The 20,012-nt window shown below is 51.9% G+C and carries 15 protein-coding genes; 5 read left to right on the top strand and 10 right to left on the bottom strand.

Going from position 1 to position 20,012, the window contains the following annotated elements; all coding sequences use genetic code 11:
- Positions 1-526 precede the first annotated feature (526 nt).
- The 3 genes from DXB92_RS10250 (at position 527) to DXB92_RS10240 (ending at position 6,168) form a co-directional block, all read left to right on the top strand.
- Positions 527-2,620: a glutamine synthetase III gene (locus DXB92_RS10250; RefSeq protein ID WP_021681337.1), complete on the top strand. Its 2,094-nt coding sequence runs from the start codon at positions 527-529 to the stop codon at positions 2,618-2,620.
- A 205-nt stretch (positions 2,621-2,825) separates the two neighbouring features.
- Positions 2,826-3,581 (top strand): PIG-L family deacetylase, encoded by a 756-nt coding sequence (locus DXB92_RS10245; protein ID WP_021681339.1) that lies wholly within the window; start codon positions 2,826-2,828, stop codon positions 3,579-3,581.
- On the top strand, positions 3,565-6,168 hold the full coding sequence (locus DXB92_RS10240; RefSeq protein ID WP_181977026.1) for a YfhO family protein: 2,604 nt from the start codon (positions 3,565-3,567) through the stop codon (positions 6,166-6,168). The genes DXB92_RS10245 and DXB92_RS10240 overlap by 17 nt, the downstream gene beginning before the upstream one ends.
- Before the next feature lie 60 nt (positions 6,169-6,228).
- On the opposite strand, the gene DXB92_RS10235 is transcribed toward DXB92_RS10240, so the two are convergent.
- Positions 6,229-6,444: a helix-turn-helix transcriptional regulator gene (locus tag DXB92_RS10235; RefSeq protein ID WP_117733790.1), complete on the bottom strand. Its 216-nt coding sequence runs from the start codon at positions 6,442-6,444 to the stop codon at positions 6,229-6,231.
- Between the two features lie 144 nt (positions 6,445-6,588).
- Between DXB92_RS10235 and DXB92_RS10230 the strand changes: the two genes are divergently transcribed.
- Complete coding sequence (locus DXB92_RS10230; RefSeq protein ID WP_117733789.1) at positions 6,589-7,449, top strand: hypothetical protein; 861 nt, start codon at positions 6,589-6,591, stop codon at positions 7,447-7,449.
- Between the two features lie 23 nt (positions 7,450-7,472).
- On the top strand, positions 7,473-7,883 hold the full coding sequence (locus DXB92_RS10225) for a hypothetical protein (protein ID WP_021681343.1): 411 nt from the start codon (positions 7,473-7,475) through the stop codon (positions 7,881-7,883).
- A 117-nt stretch (positions 7,884-8,000) separates the two neighbouring features.
- Here the strand turns inward: DXB92_RS10225 and DXB92_RS10220 are convergent, their stop codons facing one another.
- The 9 genes from DXB92_RS10220 to rapZ all read right to left on the bottom strand — a co-directional run bounded on the left by DXB92_RS10220 (position 8,001) and on the right by rapZ (position 19,973).
- On the bottom strand, positions 8,001-10,124 hold the full coding sequence (locus DXB92_RS10220; RefSeq protein WP_117733788.1) for a polyribonucleotide nucleotidyltransferase: 2,124 nt from the start codon (positions 10,122-10,124) through the stop codon (positions 8,001-8,003).
- A gap of 183 nt (positions 10,125-10,307) precedes the next feature.
- The gene (gene rpsO / locus DXB92_RS10215; RefSeq protein WP_021681345.1) at positions 10,308-10,574 is read right to left on the bottom strand and encodes a 30S ribosomal protein S15; all 267 of its coding nucleotides are present in this window, start codon (positions 10,572-10,574) and stop codon (positions 10,308-10,310) included.
- A gap of 165 nt (positions 10,575-10,739) precedes the next feature.
- Complete coding sequence (locus DXB92_RS10210; RefSeq protein WP_181977025.1) at positions 10,740-11,705, bottom strand: DUF624 domain-containing protein; 966 nt, start codon at positions 11,703-11,705, stop codon at positions 10,740-10,742.
- Between the two features lie 88 nt (positions 11,706-11,793).
- Complete coding sequence (locus tag DXB92_RS10205) at positions 11,794-12,381, bottom strand: hypothetical protein (protein ID WP_117733786.1); 588 nt, start codon at positions 12,379-12,381, stop codon at positions 11,794-11,796.
- A 134-nt stretch (positions 12,382-12,515) separates the two neighbouring features.
- The gene (gene proC, locus DXB92_RS10200; RefSeq protein ID WP_117733785.1) at positions 12,516-13,316 is read right to left on the bottom strand and encodes a pyrroline-5-carboxylate reductase; all 801 of its coding nucleotides are present in this window, start codon (positions 13,314-13,316) and stop codon (positions 12,516-12,518) included.
- Between the two features lie 212 nt (positions 13,317-13,528).
- The gene (gene pfkA, locus DXB92_RS10195) at positions 13,529-14,491 is read right to left on the bottom strand and encodes a 6-phosphofructokinase (RefSeq protein ID WP_117733784.1); all 963 of its coding nucleotides are present in this window, start codon (positions 14,489-14,491) and stop codon (positions 13,529-13,531) included.
- Between the two features lie 216 nt (positions 14,492-14,707).
- Positions 14,708-18,154: a DNA polymerase III subunit alpha gene (locus tag DXB92_RS10190; protein WP_117733799.1), complete on the bottom strand. Its 3,447-nt coding sequence runs from the start codon at positions 18,152-18,154 to the stop codon at positions 14,708-14,710.
- Positions 18,147-19,064, bottom strand: coding sequence for a DNA-binding protein WhiA (gene whiA / locus DXB92_RS10185; RefSeq protein ID WP_117733783.1), 918 nt, complete (start codon positions 19,062-19,064; stop codon positions 18,147-18,149). Before whiA ends, DXB92_RS10190 begins: the two co-directional genes overlap by 8 nt.
- A gap of 15 nt (positions 19,065-19,079) precedes the next feature.
- The gene (gene rapZ / locus DXB92_RS10180) at positions 19,080-19,973 is read right to left on the bottom strand and encodes an RNase adapter RapZ (RefSeq protein ID WP_021681354.1); all 894 of its coding nucleotides are present in this window, start codon (positions 19,971-19,973) and stop codon (positions 19,080-19,082) included.
- Positions 19,974-20,012 lie beyond the last annotated feature (39 nt).

The following is a 20,012-nucleotide window of genomic DNA, read 5'->3' as shown; positions in this document are numbered from 1 at the left end:
ACCATGATTTCACCTGTTTGTCAAGGGCAATCTACTGTTTTTTCTGCGAAAACAGATTTTTTTCCTTTTTGATGTATCCGCCGCCTGTGCCGGCACCCCACAGAATCCCGAATATGATTCTTTCAAAAAAAGCGGTTTTTTTCTTTTTTTTGATAGGAAAACAGATTTTTTCATTTTGAAATCAAGGCAATTGCAGAATCGGCGGAAAAGCACTTGACAAAGTCAGAAAATTCGAGTATGATAATATTGTCAACGGAACACAGAGGGATTTCACCTCATGCGTTTCCGGCAAATGATTGTGACAAGGAGAGCCGACTTGAAGAACAGACAGCAGCAGGACGAACAGCATACGCCCCAGAAACAGGGGATATTTGCCGACAGATGCCGATGCAGAGTTCTCAAAGCGGTTCGAAGATGATACGTGAAACAAAGGCGTTTCCATGATGAAACCGGTACAAACAGACTGAAGCTTGTACAGAAAACGGTGAACCATGAAAATGCTTTTTATTTTTAGGAGGTAACTATCATGTCCAAAAATGTTGCTGAGTACTTTGCATGCGACGTCTTCAATGACGAAGTCATGAAGGCAAGACTCCCGAAGCCGGTTTATAAGGCAATGACCAAGACCCGCAAAATGGGGACTCCGCTGGATCCCACCTATGCAGATGTGGTTGCAAATGCCATTAAGGACTGGGCGATCGAGCACGGTGCCACACATTACACCCACTGGTTCCAGCCGATGACCGGTTCTACTGCTGAAAAGCACGATTCCTTTATCAGCCCCACTGACAACGGCATGGTAATTATGAACTTCTCCGGCAAGGAACTGGTCAAGGGCGAACCGGACGCTTCTTCTTTCCCGTCCGGCGGTCTGCGTGAAACCTGCTCTGCAAGAGGCTATACCGCATGGGATCCGACTTCCTACTGCTTCGTCAAGGAAGGCTCTCTGTATATCCCGACCGTATTCGTTTCCTACACCGGTGAAGCACTGGACAAGAAAACACCGCTGCTGCGTTCCATGGATGCTCTGAGCCAGCAGGCAGTCCGCATTCTGCGTCTGTTCGGCAACACCACCGCAACCAAGGTCACCTCTACCGTAGGTCCGGAACAGGAATACTTCCTGATCGACAAGAAGATGTACGATCAGCGTGAAGACCTGATTATGACCGGTCGTACCCTGTTCGGTGCAATGCCGCCGAAGGGACAGGAACTGGACGACCAGTATTTCGCAAACCTGAAGCCCCGCGTTGCTGCTTACATGGCTGATCTGGACGAGGCTCTGTGGAAGGTTGGCGTATTCGCTACCACCAAGCACAACGAAGTTGCTCCGGCACAGCACGAAATGGCTCCGGTATTCTCCACCACCAACATTTCCACCGACCAGAACGAACTGGCAATGGAAGTTATGGAAAAGGTTGCCCTGAAACACGGTCTGGTCTGCCTGCTGCACGAAAAACCGTTCGCAGGTGTCAACGGTTCCGGTAAGCACAACAACTGGTCTATGGCAACCAACGACGGACAGAACCTGCTGGATCCGGGCTGCACACCGATGGAGAACATGCAGTTCCTCACCTTCCTGTGTGCAATCATCAAGGGTATTGATGAATATGCAGATCTGCTCCGCATCAGTGCTTCCTCTGCCGGCAACGACCACCGTCTGGGTGCAAATGAGGCTCCGCCGGCAATCATCTCCATTTTCATGGGCGAAGAATTACAGGGCGTTCTGGACGCACTGGAAGCAGGCACTTCCTATAAGAGCGAATCCAAGGTATTCGAGATCGGCGTAGACGCTCTGCCGGACTTCCCGAAGGATTCCACCGACCGGAACCGGACTTCTCCGTTCGCTTTCACCGGCAACCGTTTCGAATTCCGTATGGTTGGTTCTTCCGACAACATCGGCTGCCCGAACTCTCTGCTGAATGCCATTGTTGCCGGCGAACTCTCTGACATCGCCGACAAGATGGAAAGCGTTCCGGCTGACAAGTTCGATGACGAGCTGAAATCGCTGCTGGTTTCCATTATCAAGGAACACAAGCGTATCATCTTCAACGGCAACGGCTATTCCGACGAATGGGTCGCTGAAGCAGAAAAGCGTGGTCTGCCGAACTTCAGATCCACTGTTGACTGCGTTCCGCACTATGCAGATGCCAAGAATGTTGCTCTGCTCCAGAAATTCGGCGTACTGTCCGAAAAGGAAATCAAGGCTCGTATGGAAGTCCTGCTGGAAAACTATGCAAAGACCATCAATATTGAAGCCCTGACCATGATCGACATGACAAAGAAGAAGTATATTCCGACCTGTATTGCCTACACCAAGGAACTGTGCGATGCTGCCGCAGTGAAGCAGTCACTGGACATCTGCTCCTGCGTTGAAAAGGAACTGGCAGAAAAGGTCAGCAGCCTGACAAAGGCAGCTTATGAAGCTACCGAGAAGCTGGAGGCTGCTGTAGCTGCTGCTGCCGCAAAGGATGACTGCGTACTGTCTATGGCAAAGTCCTATCGGGAAGATGTCATTCCGGTAATGGACGATCTGCGTGCCGCTGTGGACGCTCTGGAAGTTATCACACCTTCTGAAAAGTGGCCGGTACCGGCATACAGCGACATCATCTTCAATGTCTGATCGCTCAAATCTAAAGTAATTACTGCAAAGAGTGGTTTACCTCCCATTCTTTGAGAAACCGTCTGTATTCCCATTTGCGGAATACAGGCGGTTTTTTGCGTTTTGCCCTTGACAATTCCACTGCACTGTGCTATACTAATATTGCAAACTGCTGTACGACATATACAACAGTTGAAACAGTCATAGCAAGGGAGTTGCGTTTTCTATGAAATCACATCGCATCAAGTTTCAAAAAATTCTCGCCGTGCTTCTGGCGATTCTGGCACTGGTGGGCGGACTGTTCGGGCTTTGCCGTGCAGTCGCCTCTGCACGTGCCTATGATATTGCACCGCTGACTGACGAACGGCTGGCAGAACTGGATCTGACCGGCATCACCCACCTGATGATCGTGGCACACCCCGACGACGAAACCCTCTGGGGCGGTGCTCACATCGCAGACGGCGGGTATCTGGTGGTGTGCATTACCAACGGATATAACGCCACCCGTTCCGCAGAGTTTCAGGCAGTCATGCAGGCTTCGAACAATGTGGGGCTGATCTTGTCCTATCCGGACAAAGTCGCCGGCAAGCGGGACGACTGGACACATGTTCGTTCCCAGATACAGACAGACCTCGAAAAAGTTATGACCTATCAGCCGTGGGAGGACATCGTCACCCATAACGCCAAGGGCGAATACGGACACATTCACCACAAGATGACACACCAGATCGTCACCGCCCTGTACGATGCCAACCAATTGCAGGAGCCACTGTACGTCTTTGGAAAGTACTACTGTGCAGTAACGCTGCCTGACGTACAGGACAGCCTGACACCGATCTCCGATGACGCACTGCAACAAAAGGAAGCCCTGCTACAGCTGTACACTTCGCAGGCACATACCATTCAGAATCTGTCCCACATGAACCCCTATGAGATGTGGACACAGATTCGCGGAGGAAGCACTGATGACGACAACACGTAAAAAGACACTGCTGCACTGCGGGATTCTGACAGGGATTCTGGGGGCTGTAGTGCTGCTGATCTTTCTGGTGCACCCCGGCTGTGTATACGGGGCACAGACGGACTGGAGCAACCAGCACTTTGCCATTCCGGAATACTTCCGCACCCGTTTCTATGCCACCGGTAATCTCTTTCCCAACTTCGCCATGCAGCTGGGCAGCGGACAGAATATTTTCAATTTCGCCTACTACGGGCTGTACAGTCCGGTGATCCTGCTGTCCTTTGCGTTTCCGTGGCTATCTATGGCGACGTACCTGCAAATCTCCAACATCCTGCTGACGCTGCTCAGTGCATTTCTCTGCTATTTCTGGCTGCGGAAATGGTTTGTTCCCAATCTGTCCCTTTTTATGGCAGTGCTCTACCTGCTGGCGGCACCGGTCATCTTCCACAGTCATCACCACATCATGTTCGTGAACTACTTTCCCTTTTTGTTCTGGGCATTGTTCGCCGTGCATCATGCTCTGGAGAAACGGTGCAGTCTTTCGCTGATCGCAGCATCTGCCTGCATTCTCCTCACCAGCTTCTTTTTCAGCGTAGGAGCCTTTTTCGCGATTCTCATCTACGCCGTTTTTCTCACCCTGCACCAGCATCATGTGCACCTGTTCCGGCAGCTGATGCGGACAATTGGCATCACCTGTCTGCATTTGCTGCTGGGAGCCGTTCTCGCCGCGTTTCTGCTGCTGCCGGTGGCATGGACTCTGCTACACGGCAGAGATGTTTCCGGCAGCTCTCAGAGCCTCTGGAGCCTTCTGATGCCCGGCATGCACTTGAATTATCTGACATACAGTCCCTTTTCCATTGGCATGACCTCTTTCAGCATTCTGGCGATCTGTGCCATGCTTTGCTTTCCGCAAAGGGCATACCGGTTTCTCGCCGGTATCTTTGGCGTGATTCTGGCGTGTCCTCTGCTGCTGTACCTCATGAACGGCACGATGTATCTGGATCCCAAGGCGTACATTCCCCTGCTGCCACTGCTGCTGTTGCTGTGCGGATTCTTCTGGAAGACCTTACTGTCCCACCAGATCGCCCTGCGTTCCACGCTGCTGCTGTTTTCCGCAGTACTGGGTATGGGTATCCTGTCCCAGACCGGAACTGATGCAGAGCGAATTGCAGTGATTCTGGACGGGCTTTCGATGCTGGCGGCATTCCTGTTCTATTTCCGCCGGCAGAATGCCAAGCCTTCCGGAAACGCCTCCACAAAAATCCTGCTGATCCCTACGCTGGCATTCAGCACCGCGACCTGTCTGACAGTCAATCTCTGCGACACCTACATGTCCAAGGAAGATGTCAGCATTGTCTATTCCTCGGAGATTCAAACACTGACAGATCAGATTGCAGCAGAAGACGACGGCTTTTACCGCATTTCCAACGAGTACCACGCCGGCGACACAGTAAACCGCATCTGGGGCAGCAATTACTACCGGAGTTCTGTCTATTCCTCTGTCCACAATGCCGCATTTTCCGACTTTTATTTCCGGCAGACCCACAACGAAAACGGCATTCGGAACGCCGCCATGATCGTACAGTCCAAGAATCCGGTTTTTGGCATTCTCATGGGAGAAAAATATCTGATCAGCCAAAAGCCCATTACCCGTTACGGATTCCGGCAGATCGGACAGGAGGGAGCGTATCTGCTGTACGAGAACACGCTTGCCTATCCCATCGGCTTCGCCACCTCCAACATCATGACTACCGAGGAACTGAAAGGACTTCGTTATCCCAATCAGCTGGAAGCACTGCTGGAAAATGCTGTAGTCCATGCCGCAGACCTGCCGGAGGATTCCACATTCCACGCCAAGCAGCCGGACAGCATTCATCAGATCGCCCCGTCCTATACTGCCACGGCATACAGTGACAAACAGATCACCGCCATTGGTGACGGCAAGTATTATGTGCACAGCAAAACGGACTTCTCGGTAACGGTCACACTCGATGAGCCGATCGATGATCTGCTTCTGCTGAAATTCCACGTGGACAATCACCTCGGGAACGGCACCACCACCGGCGACGTGGCAATTACCATTAACGGTATCCGCAACAAGCTGACAGACCCCCAGTGGAAGTACCAGAACAATAACAACAACTTCCAGTACACGCTTTCCTCCGACAAGTCCATTCAGAAACTGAAACTGAAATTTTCCGCCGGCGATTATGTCATTTCCAAACCGGTGATGTACACCATGGAATATCAGGTACTGGAGGACACCTCCGCGGAAATCAGCCCGTGGCAGCTGCACCACGACACCCTCGGTGACGACACCATGGCTGGCAGCATTCAGGTGAAGCAGGACGGCTGGTTCGTGCTGGCAGTCCCCTATGACACCGGCTTTCACGTCACCGTGGACGGAAAGGAAACCGCCTATTCCCGCACAGACACAGACTTTCTGGGATTCCCGATCACACAGGGAGAGCATCAGATCAGCATCACCTATACAGCTCCGCTGGCAAAAGCCGGAAAGTACTGCTCCGCCGCCGGAATTGCCTTGACGCTGCTGTTTTTCACCGGAAACTGTTGGCTGCGGCGGCGAAAACAAAAACAACATTCCTAAGGCAATACCGCACAAATATTTTCACACCGCATTTGCAGCACATGCTGCAAGTGCGGTTTTTTATCGGTTCATCTCCCGCTTGTCCGTCCGGTTCAGAAGATAGTCCACCGACACCTGATAAAAATCGGCAATGCGTACCAGCACTTCCGTGGGAATGTCATGCCCGCCGGACTCGTAATAGCTATAGGTTCGCTGGCTGATGAACAGCACCCTTGCCATGTCCGTCTGTGTCATGTCCATGTCCTCCCGTAAGTTCCGAATGCGAATATACTGCATAAAATATCACCCTTTCAAGAATATGGTTTTATTTTATGCTAGAACAAAACGTTCTATTGACTTTTAGAATAAAACATGCTATAATGAGGTTGTTCCATTTTGGAAAAAAGGGAAACATCATCAAAAAAAGGAGGATATTACAACATGAAACACAAATGGCTTGCGGGACTGCTGGTCATCGCAATGCTCGGGGCAATGGGCGGCTGTTCCAGTGCCGGAAACAGCAGTGCTTCCCAGAAGGCGGAGGAATCTTCTGCCAAGGAAAGCAGTGCCGCAGAGGAGAGCAGCGATGCAGAAAAAAGCGACAACGCTGCTGACGAATCAAAGGTATTGTTCGAGGACAGCACTGTCCGAATCACCTACACCGGCACTGACGAAGAAAGCTGGATGGGCAAAGGGCTGAAAGTCACCATTGAGAATCTGTCCGACAAAAACATTTCCGTTCAGACCAGAGAAGCTTCCGTCAATAGTGTCATGGACGATCCGTATTTTTCCTGCGATGTGGCTTCCGGAAAAACGGCAAATGACACGATCTATTTTTCCACCAAGGACGAACTGGGAACCGTTGAACTTTCATTCCACATTTTCGACAGTGACACGTTCGATACCATTGCCGACACCGAAAAGGTCACGCTCGTTATTGATGACTGCATCACCAGCGAAAAAACAGAAGCTGACAAGATCTATGAAGTCAACGGCGTAGTCGTTTCCTATGCCGGCAAGGTGGACGACGACATCTGGGGCACGGAATTCCAATTTCTCATCGAGAACAACGGCACAGAAACATACACCGTTCATGCGGAAAACATTTCCATTGACAATACGATGTACGACGGTTCGATGTATGCCGAAGTAGCAGCCGGCAAATATGCCAACGAAACCATGTCGTTCATCGGCGAGGAGCTGCCGGCAGAAATGAATGAGTTGGAATTCAAGCTGGTCATCAGCAACAGCAGTTACGAAACCGTAGCGGAATCTGATCCGATCAAGGTTTCCATACAGTAATCAGAAAGCAGAGGTATTTTATCATGGCAAAAGGACAAAAAACGATTTACAAAAACAGTGCAGTCATTCTGCGGCTGGTTCTGGGCATTCTCTCCATTGTAATTTCCGCAGTGGTAGGATTCCAGTCCTGTGCTGCCGGCATCGGTGAAGCCATTTCCGAAGCAGAAAGTTCCAGCGGTGCTGGCGGACTGTTCACAGGATTTTTCCTGCTGGCAGCCGGCATTGTCGCAATTGCTGCCAGAAAGACCAAGGGCGGCACTATTGCATCGATCATCTTATACGCATTGGCTGCTATTTTCGCCTTTGCAAACCTGAGTGAAAACTTCGGCGATCTGGTCGTATGGGCAGTGCTTTCCGTAATTTTCGCAGTGGTACTGGTAATCACCCTGTTCCTGAAAGAAAAGGATTCTTCTGACGAAACCACAAAGGAATAATTCTTCTTTCCGCATATACAAAAAACGCTGTGCAATTCTTCGTTGCACAGCGTTTTTCTTTTTCAAACAACATCGCACAAAACCGTCAGGCGTATTTTATGGGTGCTGCATTTTCACTTATTCTGTTTCCTGCTGTTTCCGGCGGGCTTCCAGTTCTTCCAGAGCGTCTTTGCGGGACAGGCTGATCTTGCCGTCTTTGATGTCCATGACCTTTACGATAATGGCATCGCCTACGGAGACCACGTCCTCTACCTGTTCTACCCGTTCCTTGTCCAGCTTGGAGATATGTACCAGACCGTCGCGTCCCGGTGCAATTTCTACAAAGGCACCGAACGGCTTAATGGAAACGACCTTGCCCTTATAGATCGAGCCGACTTCCGGATCAATGGCAATGGTTTCGATCATCTGGTATGCCTTGCGGCAGCCTTCCATGGAAATGCCGCTGATAAATACGTGACCGTCCTCGTTGACATCGATCTTCACGCCGCACTCTGCGGACATTTTCTGGATCACCTTACCACCCTGACCGATGACATCACGGATCTTGTCAGTCGGGATCTTGATCTGGAGCATCTTCGGTGCGAATTCTCCCACGGTATCTCTCGGAGCCGGAATTGCCTTGAGCATGATCTCGTCCAGAATGTACAGACGGGCTTTCCGTGTCTTTTCAAAGGCTTCGGCAATAATTGCCGGTGTCAGACCGTCTACCTTAATATCAACCTGAATGGCAGTGATACCCTTCTTGGTACCGCCAACCTTGAAATCCATATCGCCGTAGAAGTCTTCCAGTCCCTGAATATCTACCATGGTCTTGAACTCATCGCTGTTCGGCAGTGTGATCAGACCGCAGGAAATACCGGCAACCGGTGCGTGAATCGGCACGCCTGCGTCCATCAGTGCCAGTGTCGAACCGCAAATCGATGCCTGTGAGGTAGAGCCGTTGGAGGACAGCACCTCGGACACCAGACGCATAGCATACGGGAATTCTTCCACTGTGGGCAGCACCGGAATCAGGGCACGTTCTGCCAGTGCACCGTGACCGATCTCACGCCGTCCCGGGCCGCGGCTGGGCTTGGTTTCGCCTACGGAGTAGGACGGGAAATTATACTGATGCATGTAACGCTTGGAGGTTTCCTCGTCCAGACCGTCCAGCTTCTGGCTGTCGCTGACCGGTCCCAGCGTAGCAACTGTCAGCACCTGTGTCTGACCACGAGTGAACAGACCAGTACCATGTACGCGGGGCAGCACGCCGACTTCCGCAGCCAGCGGACGAATCTCGTCAATGCCTCTGCCGTCCACACGCTTGCCCTCATAGAGCCATGCACGGACAATTTTCTTCTGAATCAGATACAGGATCTCATCGATCATGCCGGTTTCTTCGCCGCAGACAGCATCAAATGTTTCGTGTGCGGCATCAATGATCGGACGCAGACGGGCATCACGTTCATTTTTATCATTGGTATCCAGTGCGTGTTCTACCTGCTCATGTACCATAGCATCGATATTTTCGAACAGTTCCTGATCGACCTCGTGTGCCTCGAATGTGAACTTTTCCTTGCCGATCTTCGCCTGAATCTCGGAAATAAAGGCAACCATTTTCTTGATTTCTTCGTGGCCAGTCAGAATTGCCTGCAACATGGTATCTTCCGGCACTTCGTTCGCACCGGCTTCGATCATGACGATCTTGTCCTTGGTACCGGCAACCGTCAGGTGCAGGTCATTGTGCTGCCGCTGTTCCAGTGTGGGGTTCAGCACGATCTCGCCGTCTACCAGACCAACACTGATGCCGGCGATCGGTCCGTTCCACGGAATATCGGAGATCGACAGAGCGATAGAAGTGGCGATCATACCTACAATATCCGGTGCACAGTCCGGATCCACTGCCATAACTGTCATGACTACAGAAACGTCATTCCGCATAGACTTCGGGAACAGCGGACGAATCGGACGGTCTACCATACGGGAAGTCAGGATCGCCTTTTCAGAGGGCTTTCCCTCCCGCTTGGTGAAGGAGCCGGGAATCTTGCCTACGGAATACATACGTTCTTCGTAGTCTACTGACAGCGGGAAAAAGTCGATTCCCTCTCTGGGCTTGGCACTGGCTGTAACATTCGCCATAACAACGGTATCGCCGTAGCGTACCCAGCAGGAACCGTTGGACAGTGCACAGGTTTTTCCGGTTTCTACCGAAAGGGGTCTTCCGGCAAATGTAGTTTCAAATCGCTGTACATTTTCAAACATAATTCGAAATTCCTTTCCTGATTCCAATCCTTCGAATTCGCAAAAAGCCCTATGCTCTCTCCTCACCTTTTGCAAAGCACACGGCTTCCTGCGAATACCTGAATTTGGAATCGATTTCATACACAGAAAGGCAGACAAAGCCACTGGCTCTGTGCTGCCTTTCCTTTTTTCAATCGTTGTTTCTTACTTACGGATACCCAGCTTCTCGATAACCGCACGATAACGGTTAACGTCCTTCTTCTTCAGGTAGTTCAGCAGGTTTCTTCTGTGACCAACCATCTTCAGCAGACCACGTCTGGAGTGGTGGTCGTTCTTGTGGGACTTCAGATGAGCAGTCAGATCGTTGATTCTCTTCGTCAGGATCGCGATCTGTACTTCCGGAGAACCAGTATCGTTCTCATGGGTCCGGTTTTTCTCGATGATTTCTGTTTTTTCTTCTTTCAACAGCATGTTCTTTCACCTCATTCAATATTTCATCAATGCACATAGAAAGAGGCAGGTGACTTCCCGACGGGACAAAGCATGCACCCCTGCGGGCTTACTCCAAATTCCAAGTACATGACAAAATATATTATACCACATCTTTTTCGATTTGTAAAGTGCTTATTTTGTAAATTAAGAAATAATTTTTCCTTTTCCCTTGTGCGAACGTCCGCCGGAGCTTTTGCCGCCGGATTTCTTTGCCGGCTCGATCGGCTTTTCCTCGCCGCCGCGATCCTCGAACACGGTTTCCTCCCCGTCCGTCACGGTCTGTGCCAGTTCCGGATTGACCTCGCCCCGCTGTTCATAGTAGGGATTGATGATGTACTTCTGAATGACCGGATAGGACTGGAACGTAATCACCAGACCCAGCCAGGAAGCCGGCATTACCGGCAGCAGGAACAGCAGGATCATGGAATACCGGATATTCACGAACATCAGCACCAGCACGTAGACCGCAATGACTGCTGCCAATACCAATATGGTGATGATGTTGGTTTTCAGGGCAACTACCGACAGTGCCAGCGAATTTTTCAGCACGTTTTTCAGGGAAAGATTCGTGGAAACCAGCATCGGGAAAATGTAAAAGTTCATGAGCAGTGCAATAACACCGATACTCAGGGTAATGGCAAACAGCACATAAAACATCTTGCTGCCGGTCTGTTCGATCAGGCGGGGATACACGTAAAATGCCGCCGAGATGCAGCACGCCAGCACGCAGTCCAGCACGCCGACAATACAGGCATGCTTGAATTCTGTGCGGAACGTGTGGAAAAATTCATGTGCCAGAAACGTAGGCTTTTCCATGATAAAATTTTTCAGAATTTTCGTATGTGCCGCCGTTGCCGGACCGATAATCACCGCAAACAGCACCAGACATGCCGCCGCCAGAATGGTTCCCAGCTGGGAATCCACTGCAAAAAACAGGGCGACTGCACCGATCACCGGCAAAAAGCTGAGAAAGTACAGCAGGTTCAGTTCAAACAGTTTCCAGAACTTTCTGCCGAATATCTCAAAAAAGCGGAATATTCCTTTTTTCTTGGGGGCATTCTTCGAGATACCGGAACCGGCACGCTCATAATGATTTCCGAATAATCCCATAGACAAACTTCCTTTCTTCAAGCTGCTTTCCGTGAAAAAAGCAGCATACATCTTTTATTCCGGCAGCACCGCACAGATCTATGCAGTGCTACATTTCAATTGCATAAAACAACGCACTATATAACAGCGTATGCAGTACCAGCAGCACCAACAGTACGACAAAACGGGCACAGTACATTCGCAGCTGGTGGCACATCTGATCTGTTGGTTCGTCCCGAAATCCATAATCAGTGAATTTTCCAGAGAACCGCAGGGACTCCCGCGATGCCACCGCCAGCAGTGCCGAAACCGGCACAAAATAAATCAGCAGGAGCACACTCCGCACCAGCACATTTCCGGAGCCGCACTGCATTTGCAAGGCACCGCCCATACAAACGCCGTAAGTCAGCAGCAGCAGCCATACAAAAGGCTGTCCCACCGCGGAAAACCCCAGCAGGAAAAAGGTCATCAGAAACAACAAAATGTTCCCGATGCTCCCCAGCCAGAGGGCTGCCAGACTAGACCGTTTTTCCAGAAACATACCCAGAAAACACGCCCACGAGGTGGGAACGCCGTCATACTGCCACCGCAGCATGACACTCCCCAGTGCTGCCCCCAGCAAAACGCTGCCGAACAGCAGACAGAACAGCCGTTGTTTTCGCTCCGTTGTTGTCAATGTCGTTCGCTTTCGGATCATTGCAGATCTCTCCTTTGCTTTGCAAATTGGCTTGTACCTGCTTTATCCTATGCGAAAGACACACCGGTTATGAATGCCAGGGCTTTAGGCAACACCGTGCAAAGCCGTCAGGCGGGCTTTGTGCGGTGTTGCCTTTACTTAGACAGTTCGTATGCACGCTTGGTGCAGCTGTCGCAGGCGTTCTGCACTGCGTCCAGCATTTTGCCCTCATACAGCTGATCCAGACCGGCAAGCGTAGTGCCGCCCGGAGAGGACACCTGACGGATCAGCTCGTCAATGGAGCAACCGGAATCGGTGATCATCTTTGCCGAACCGATCAGCGACTGCACAAACAGTTCCTTGGCAGACTGTTCCGGCAGTCCCACTCTGGCAGCATAATCCAGAAAGCCCTTGGCGAACAGATAGATAAATGCCGGACTGCTGCCGTTAATGGCAATGACTTCTTTCATCTGCTCCGGTGCAATGACCGCAGTCATGCCGCAGCTGCCGAAGATATTCCGCACCACTGCAAATTCTGCATCACTGACGGAATCGTCTTTTGCCAGTGCCGTGGCACCCTCTCCCAACAGCAGCGGGGTGTTTGGCATCGCCAGAACCACCTTTGCAAAAGGCTTTGTCAGCTTCCGGATAAACTCCGCACCGATTCCGGCAGCAATGGACACCAGAACTGTCTGTTCCGTTACAGCATCCGCGATCTGCGGCAGCACTTCCTCGAATTTCTGGGGCTTGATCGCCAGAAAAACATACCGGCTCTTTTCCACCACTTCTGCGGCACTTTTGCACTTCTGCACACCGCAGTCTGCCAGAGCGTCCACTTTTGCTTCCGTGGGATTATAGGCGAACAGTTCCGCTTCCGGCTTCATATCGCTTCCGGCAATGCCCCGCAAAATGGCACTGCCCATATTGCCGGCACCAATAAAACCAATGGTATTCATGAATCTTTCCCTCTTTCAATTTTGCCGTTTTTTCGAAAATACGACATTTTTCATGGATATATTATACTGCAAAACAGCAAAAAATGCAAGTCCTCAGCGTATATTTCTAGGGCAATACCACACGCAGATTGCGTGCAGTGTTTCCTTAGAAAAGAAAAAGTGGACGCACTCTCGCACGCCCACCCCTCTTTTATCAAGCGTCTACACGCCGATCAAAATGCAATATCTTCTGCGATCTGGTGCAGTTTTCCATCATACGGCTTTTCCATAGCCAGAGCTTCCTGAATGTCAAAGTCTACGATCTTGCCGCCCTGCATGCCGACAACACGGTTACCGATGCCCTGTTCCAGCAGTTCTACAGCATAGTAGCCCATTTCTGTTGCTGCTACACGGTCGCGGACTGTCGGAGAACCACCACGCTGTACGTGACCCAAAATGGTCGCACGGGATTCGATACCAGTCTTTTCCTGGATCAGCTTGCAGATTTCTTCGGAATGACCGATGTTTTCTGCAACAACGATAATGAAATTCTGCTTGCCTCTTGCCTTGAATTCCATCATCTTCTTCGCGATCTTGTCCAGATCATAGGGCTTTTCCTTAGTGATGATCTCCAGTGCACCGGAAGCCACGCCGGTATTCAGTGCAATGTAACCAGCACCACGGCCCATAACCTCAACAACGCTGCAGCGATAGTGGGACTGGCTGGTATCCGACAGCTTGTCCATCAGCTCCATTGCAGTGTTCATTGCGGTATCATAACCAATGGTGTAATCTGTGCAGGCAATATCGTTGTCAATGGTACCCGGCAGACCTACACACAGAATGCCGTGTGCAGACAGATCTGCGGCACCGCGGAACGAACCGTCACCACCGATAACGACCAGACCTTCCAGACCGTACTTTTCACAGGTAGCCTTTGCTTTCAGAACGCCCTGTTCGGTGCGGAACTCTGCACTTCTTGCGGTGTACAGCATAGTACCGCCGCGGCTGATGATTCCTGCTACACTCATTTCGTCCATCGGCTCAATATCGTCTTCCAGCAGACCACAGTAGCCACGCTTTACGCCATATACTGTCATGCCCTTTTTCAGAGCTGCACGGACAACGGCACGTACCGCTGCATTCATGCCCGGGGCATCGCCGCCGCTTGTCAATACACCAATCGTTTTAATCATAAACGTATTCTCCATTCCGCCGCATGGCAAAATTTTGAAACGGCTGCACAGCACATTCGCTGCTTATGCTTTCACCATTCCATTCCTATTCTATTATACTGATATTTCAGAGGTTGTCAAGTGGTATTCGAAAAAGTTAACAAGTCCCATACATATTTTATCAAAAAATCACAACAGCTGTATTCAGTGTTTCCTTTACTGCCAAACCTGTTGCAGTTACGCCGGCGGCAGAAATCCCACCTGCTCCGGTGAAACCACGGCACAGAGTGCGGCATAGGATTCCGAATTCACCGCCACCGCCTGTCCGCCGCGGAGAGAGAGCATCTTCTTCCGGTCTGTCAGGTAAAAGCAGACCGGCACATTTCCCGCATGCTGTCCGATCACTGCCAGCAGCTGCTGTAATTCCGCCGTCTGGCGGGAATCGATCTTCACGCAAAGCCGCCCCTGCGGCAACGTCCGGAAAAAGGCTTCTTCCTGCAATACGCTGTCGCACAGCACACTGACGGCGTTTTCTTTCTGGGAAATTTTCCCGCGGAGATACAGCACCGCGTCCTGCTGCAAGTACGGCTTTACAGAATTGTACAGGGCAGGAAATACCACGCAGTCCGCCGAACCGCTTTGGTCTTCACAGGTGAGAAAACACATGGTTTCCCCTTTTTTGGTGGTGTGCTGCTTGACATGCTGTAGCGTAACGATCAACAGTACTTTCCCGCCGTCCGGCTGTTCCGACAGTGCAGCCGCCGGCGTGGCACGGCAAAGCTGCCGCAGCCACTGGGACTGTTCCAGCGGGTGACCGGAGAGATACAGCCCCAGACTTTCATGTTCCAGCTGCAATAGTGCAGAGCGTTCCAGTTCCGGCAGCGACGGAATCGGCGTTTCCCGCACGGCTTCGCTCTCGCCGCCGAACAGATTCATCTGTCCGGTCACAATGCTGCTGCGTTCCTCGCGGCAGTCCATCAGCACCTGTTCCTGATACTCCAGCATCTGCCGGCGGTTCAGTCCCAGACTGTCCAGAGCACCGCAGCGAATCAGGCTGTCCAGTGCCTGTTTGTTCAGTCCCAGCGGCAGCATACGCCGGCAGAAATCTGCCAGACCGGTGAATTTTCCGGCTTTCTGCCGCTGCTCCGTCATCTTCTGGATCAACCCCTGCCCCAGCCCTTTTACTGCCAGCAGTCCGAACCGGATATGCTCACCGCAGCGAAGAAAATCTGCTGTGCTCTCGTTCACATGAGGCGGCAGCACCTTTACGCCGGCGTTCTGACAGGCGGTAAGGTATTCCATGGTTTTCCCCGTATCACCCATGACACTGGTGAGCAGTGCCGCCATATCGTCTGCGAAATAGTGCACTTTCAGATAGGCAGTCTGGTACGCCAGATAGGCATAGGAAACTGCATGTGCCTTATTAAAGGCGTAATCCGCAAACACAGCGATCTCATCGAAAATCGCGTTGGCAGTTTCCACCGGTACGCCGTTTGCCACTGCCCCGCAGCAGGGAGAACTGCCGTCGGAGCCGTCGCTGCCGTAAATGAATGCCTGCCGTTCCCGTGCCATGACATCCTGCTTTTTCTTCGCCATAGCACGGCGGACAATGTCGGCTCTGCCATAGGAATAGCCGGACAGCACCCGACAGATCTCCATGACTTGTTCCTGATAGACCATGCAGCCGTATGTGGGACGCAGGATCGGTTCCAGCAGCGGGTGGGCATAGACGATCTTCTCCGGATTCCGCCGGTTTTCCAGATAGAGGTCAATGGAAGAACGCGGTCCGGGACGATACAGGGACAGGGCAATGGTCAAATCCTCCAGACAGGTGGGCTTCAGCCGCATCAGCACGTGCCGCATACCGGCACTTTCGAACTGGAACACGCCGGTGGTATCTCCGCGGGAAAGCATGGCATAAACTGCCGCATCGTCCAGCGGGATCGCATCTATGGAGAATGCCGGTTCATACTTCTGAACGGCACGGACACAGTCCCAGATGACTGTCAGGTTCCGCAGCCCCAGAAAATCAAATTTCAGCAAGCCCATAGTTTCCAGAACGCCCATGGGATACTGGGTGATGACGGTTTCCTCATTTCGCTGCAGCGGCACCAAATCAGTGATCGGCACCGCAGAGATCAACACGCCGGCAGCATGGGTGGAAGCGTGCCGCGGCATGCCCTCCACCTGCATTGCCATATCGATCAGCTTTTTTGCTGTGGAATCGGTTTCATACAGTTTCCGCAGGTCTTCCCCGTCCTTGCCCTCCATGGATTCTGCAATGCTCTTTCGGGAATCGATAGACTTTGCAATTTTGTCGCACAGCCCGTAGGAAATCCCCATTGCCCGTCCGGTATCCCGAATGGCTCCCCGTGCCTTCATCAGGTCGAAAGTGATGATTTCCGACACCCGATCGGCACCATAGCGGGAGATCACATACTCCTTGACACGCTGTCTGCCCTCTACGCAGAAGTCAATGTCAAAATCCGGCATGCTGACACGCTCCGGATTCAGGAAGCGTTCAAACAGCAGCTGGTATCGCAGCGGGTCGATCTGGGTAATGCCCATGCAGTAGGCACACAGACTTCCCGCACCGGAACCACGCCCCGGTCCAACGGGAATGTCGTGACTTCTGGCGAAATTGATATAGTCCCACACGATCAGGAAGTAATCCACGTATCCCATTTGGGTAATCACAGAGATCTCCATACGCAGCCGTTCCAGCACCTCCGGTGACGGGTGCTCTCCGTAGTGCTTCTTCAAGCCGTTCATGCAAAGCTGTAGGAACAGCTTCCGGCAGTCCGCCACGCCCTCCATGGAAAATTTCGGGAGATAGATCTGCCCCTCCTGAAATTCCACGTGACATCTTGCCGCAATTTTCGCCGTGTTGGTCACTGCCTCCGGCACATCGGCAAACAGTGCCGCCATTTCTGCCGTAGATTTCAGATAAAACTCCGACGTTTCAAAGTGCATATGTTCCGGATCGTCCAGCGTTTTTCCCGTCTGGATACACAGCAGCACTTCCTGCATGGCAGCATTTTCCCGCCGGAGATAGTGGGCATCATTGGTGGCAGCCAGCGGGATTCCCGTTTCTCTGGAAAGCCGCAGCAGCAGGGGCAGGTTTTGCAGTTCCTCCCGAATCTGGTGGTTCTGGATCTCCAGATAGTAGTTGCCCTTGCCGAACAGCTGCTGATACCGCAGGGCAGTCGCCTTTGCCGCGGCATAGTCCCCTGCCGACAGCAGACGGGGCACTTCTCCCGCCAGACAGCCGGACAGACAAATTAAGCCCTCATGATAGCGGGAGAGCAATTCCCAATCCACACGGGGCTTTTGATAGAAGCCTTCCAGACTGGCAAGCGAAACCAGCTTGACCAGATTCTGATAGCCCTTTTGGTTTTCACAGAGCAGGATCAGGTGGTGACTTCTGCTGTCCAGCCGGTGCTCCCGATCGTGACGGGTACGCCTTGCCACATAGACCTCACAGCCCAGAATCGGCTGAATTCCGGCTTTTTTGGCAGCCTGATAAAACGGCATCACGCCATACATCACGCCGTGGTCAGTCAAAGCGACCGCAGTTTGTCCCATTGCCCTGACCTGTTCGATCAGTTCCGGAATCCGGCAGGCACCGTCCAGCAGGCTGTATTCGCTGTGGACGTGGAGATGTACAAAAGCATTTTCAGGCATCTGCGGCACGTTTTCTCAACTCCTCTGCAAAAGCGGCGATTTTCTGAAAGCGGTGGTTGACACCGGAACGCCCGATAGGTTCGGACAGCAGTTCTCCCAGTTCTTTCAGACTAAGTTCCGGATTTTCCAGCCGCAGTTCTGCCAGTTCCTGTAGTTCCGGAGAAAGTGCCTCCAGCTGCCCGCACTGGGTGATCCACTGAATGTCCTGTATCTGCCGTATGGCGGCACCGACGACCTTGTTGATATTGGCCTCATCGCAGTTCCGCACACGGTTTGCCTTGTTCCGCATATCCTTGCGGATCTTGATGTTCATCAGGGCAATGGTGCACTGCTGGGCACCCATATAGGTGAGGGTGTCCTCGATGTGCTCGCTGTCTTTCAGGTACAGCACGTACATGTTTTTCCGCAGCAGCTGACCGCCGCTGATGCCGATGCTCCCCAGCAGCTTTTGCAGGTCGGAGCAGAGCAGTTCCGACGGCGTGTTGAATTCCAGATGATATTCCTTGTTGGGGTCGATCATGCTGCCGCAGCCGAAAAATACGCCTGCCAGAAAAGCACTCAGGCTGTTGTTCACCAGATTGGAAAGACGGATCTCCCGCTTTTCCGGACGAATATGATAGATCTCACAAATGCGGCTGATCTGTGCCGCATCGGTAATGGTATAGCTGACCATGGACTGGTCGCCGCCGCGGGAGATCGTCCGCACATCGGGCTGCAGTTCTGTCCGGAACACCGCACGGAACAGCATGGGCATCAGCCGTGCGAACACCGGACTTTCGCTTTGCAGCACCACTTGTTCTTGGGTAAAAATGCGGGAATACAGCAAAATGCCGTACAGACAGGCAAACTGCCGGTCGCGGTCGGTGATGCTTCTGGCGATCTCTTCCCGCACATCATTGGAAAATGACACGGTTTCCTTTTCTCCTTATGGTCGGTCCTTTCCAATATCGCGATGCTGTTTCACAACATGCATGCCCTTGGAAATGAGGTAGTCCCCTATCAGTTCAGTAAATGTGATCGAACGGTGCTTGCCGCCGGTGCAGCCAAATGCGATCACCAGACGGCTCTTGCCCTCCTGAATGTACAGCGGGATCAAAAAATCCAGCAGATCTTTGAGTTTTTCCAGCAGCGTGCGGGACTGCTCAAAGGACATGACATATTCCTGCACGCACTTTTCACAGCCGGTATGATGCCGCAGTTCCGGAATGTAGTACGGATTCGGCAGGCAACGCACATCAAACACCAGATCGGATTCCGTAGAAACGCCGTACTTGAATCCGAAAGAAGTCACCTTAATGGACATGGAGTCAGAGGAATTGTCCAGAAAGATCTCCCGAATCTGTTCTTTCAGCTGCGAAGCCGAGAAATAGGACGTTTCAATATAGTAATCTGCAATGCCCTTCACGCGGAGCAGTTGCTCCCGTTCGTAGGCAATGGCATTGTGCAGACAGCCCCCGAACCGTTCGTCCAGCGGGTGCTTCCGGCGGGTTTCCTTATACCGCTTGATGATGACTTCGTCCTCGGCTTCGATATAGAGGATCTTCACGTCCAGATCTGCCTGCTGCTTCATCTCCAGCAGTGTCCGATAGGCATCTGTGAACATATCGCCGGAACGCAGGTCTGCGGCAATTGCCAGCTTTTGCAGGTGGTTTTCTGACTCCCTGCAAATCTCCACAAATTTCCCGATCAGCTGCGGCGGCAGATTATCGATACAATAATACCCGATGTCCTCCAGAACGTCCATTACCACAGACTTTCCCGAACCGGACATTCCGGTCACTACCACCACATGCATTCTCACATTTTCCTGTTCCTGCATATGCTCCACGTCCTTCCTACACACTTTTCAACAATTTCC

It is taken from the genome of Ruminococcus sp. OM06-36AC (genome assembly GCF_003438725.1).
GTDB lineage: Bacteria > Bacillota > Clostridia > Oscillospirales > Ruminococcaceae > Ruminococcus_C > Ruminococcus_C callidus.
This window is presented reverse-complemented; position numbering and strand designations above follow the sequence as displayed.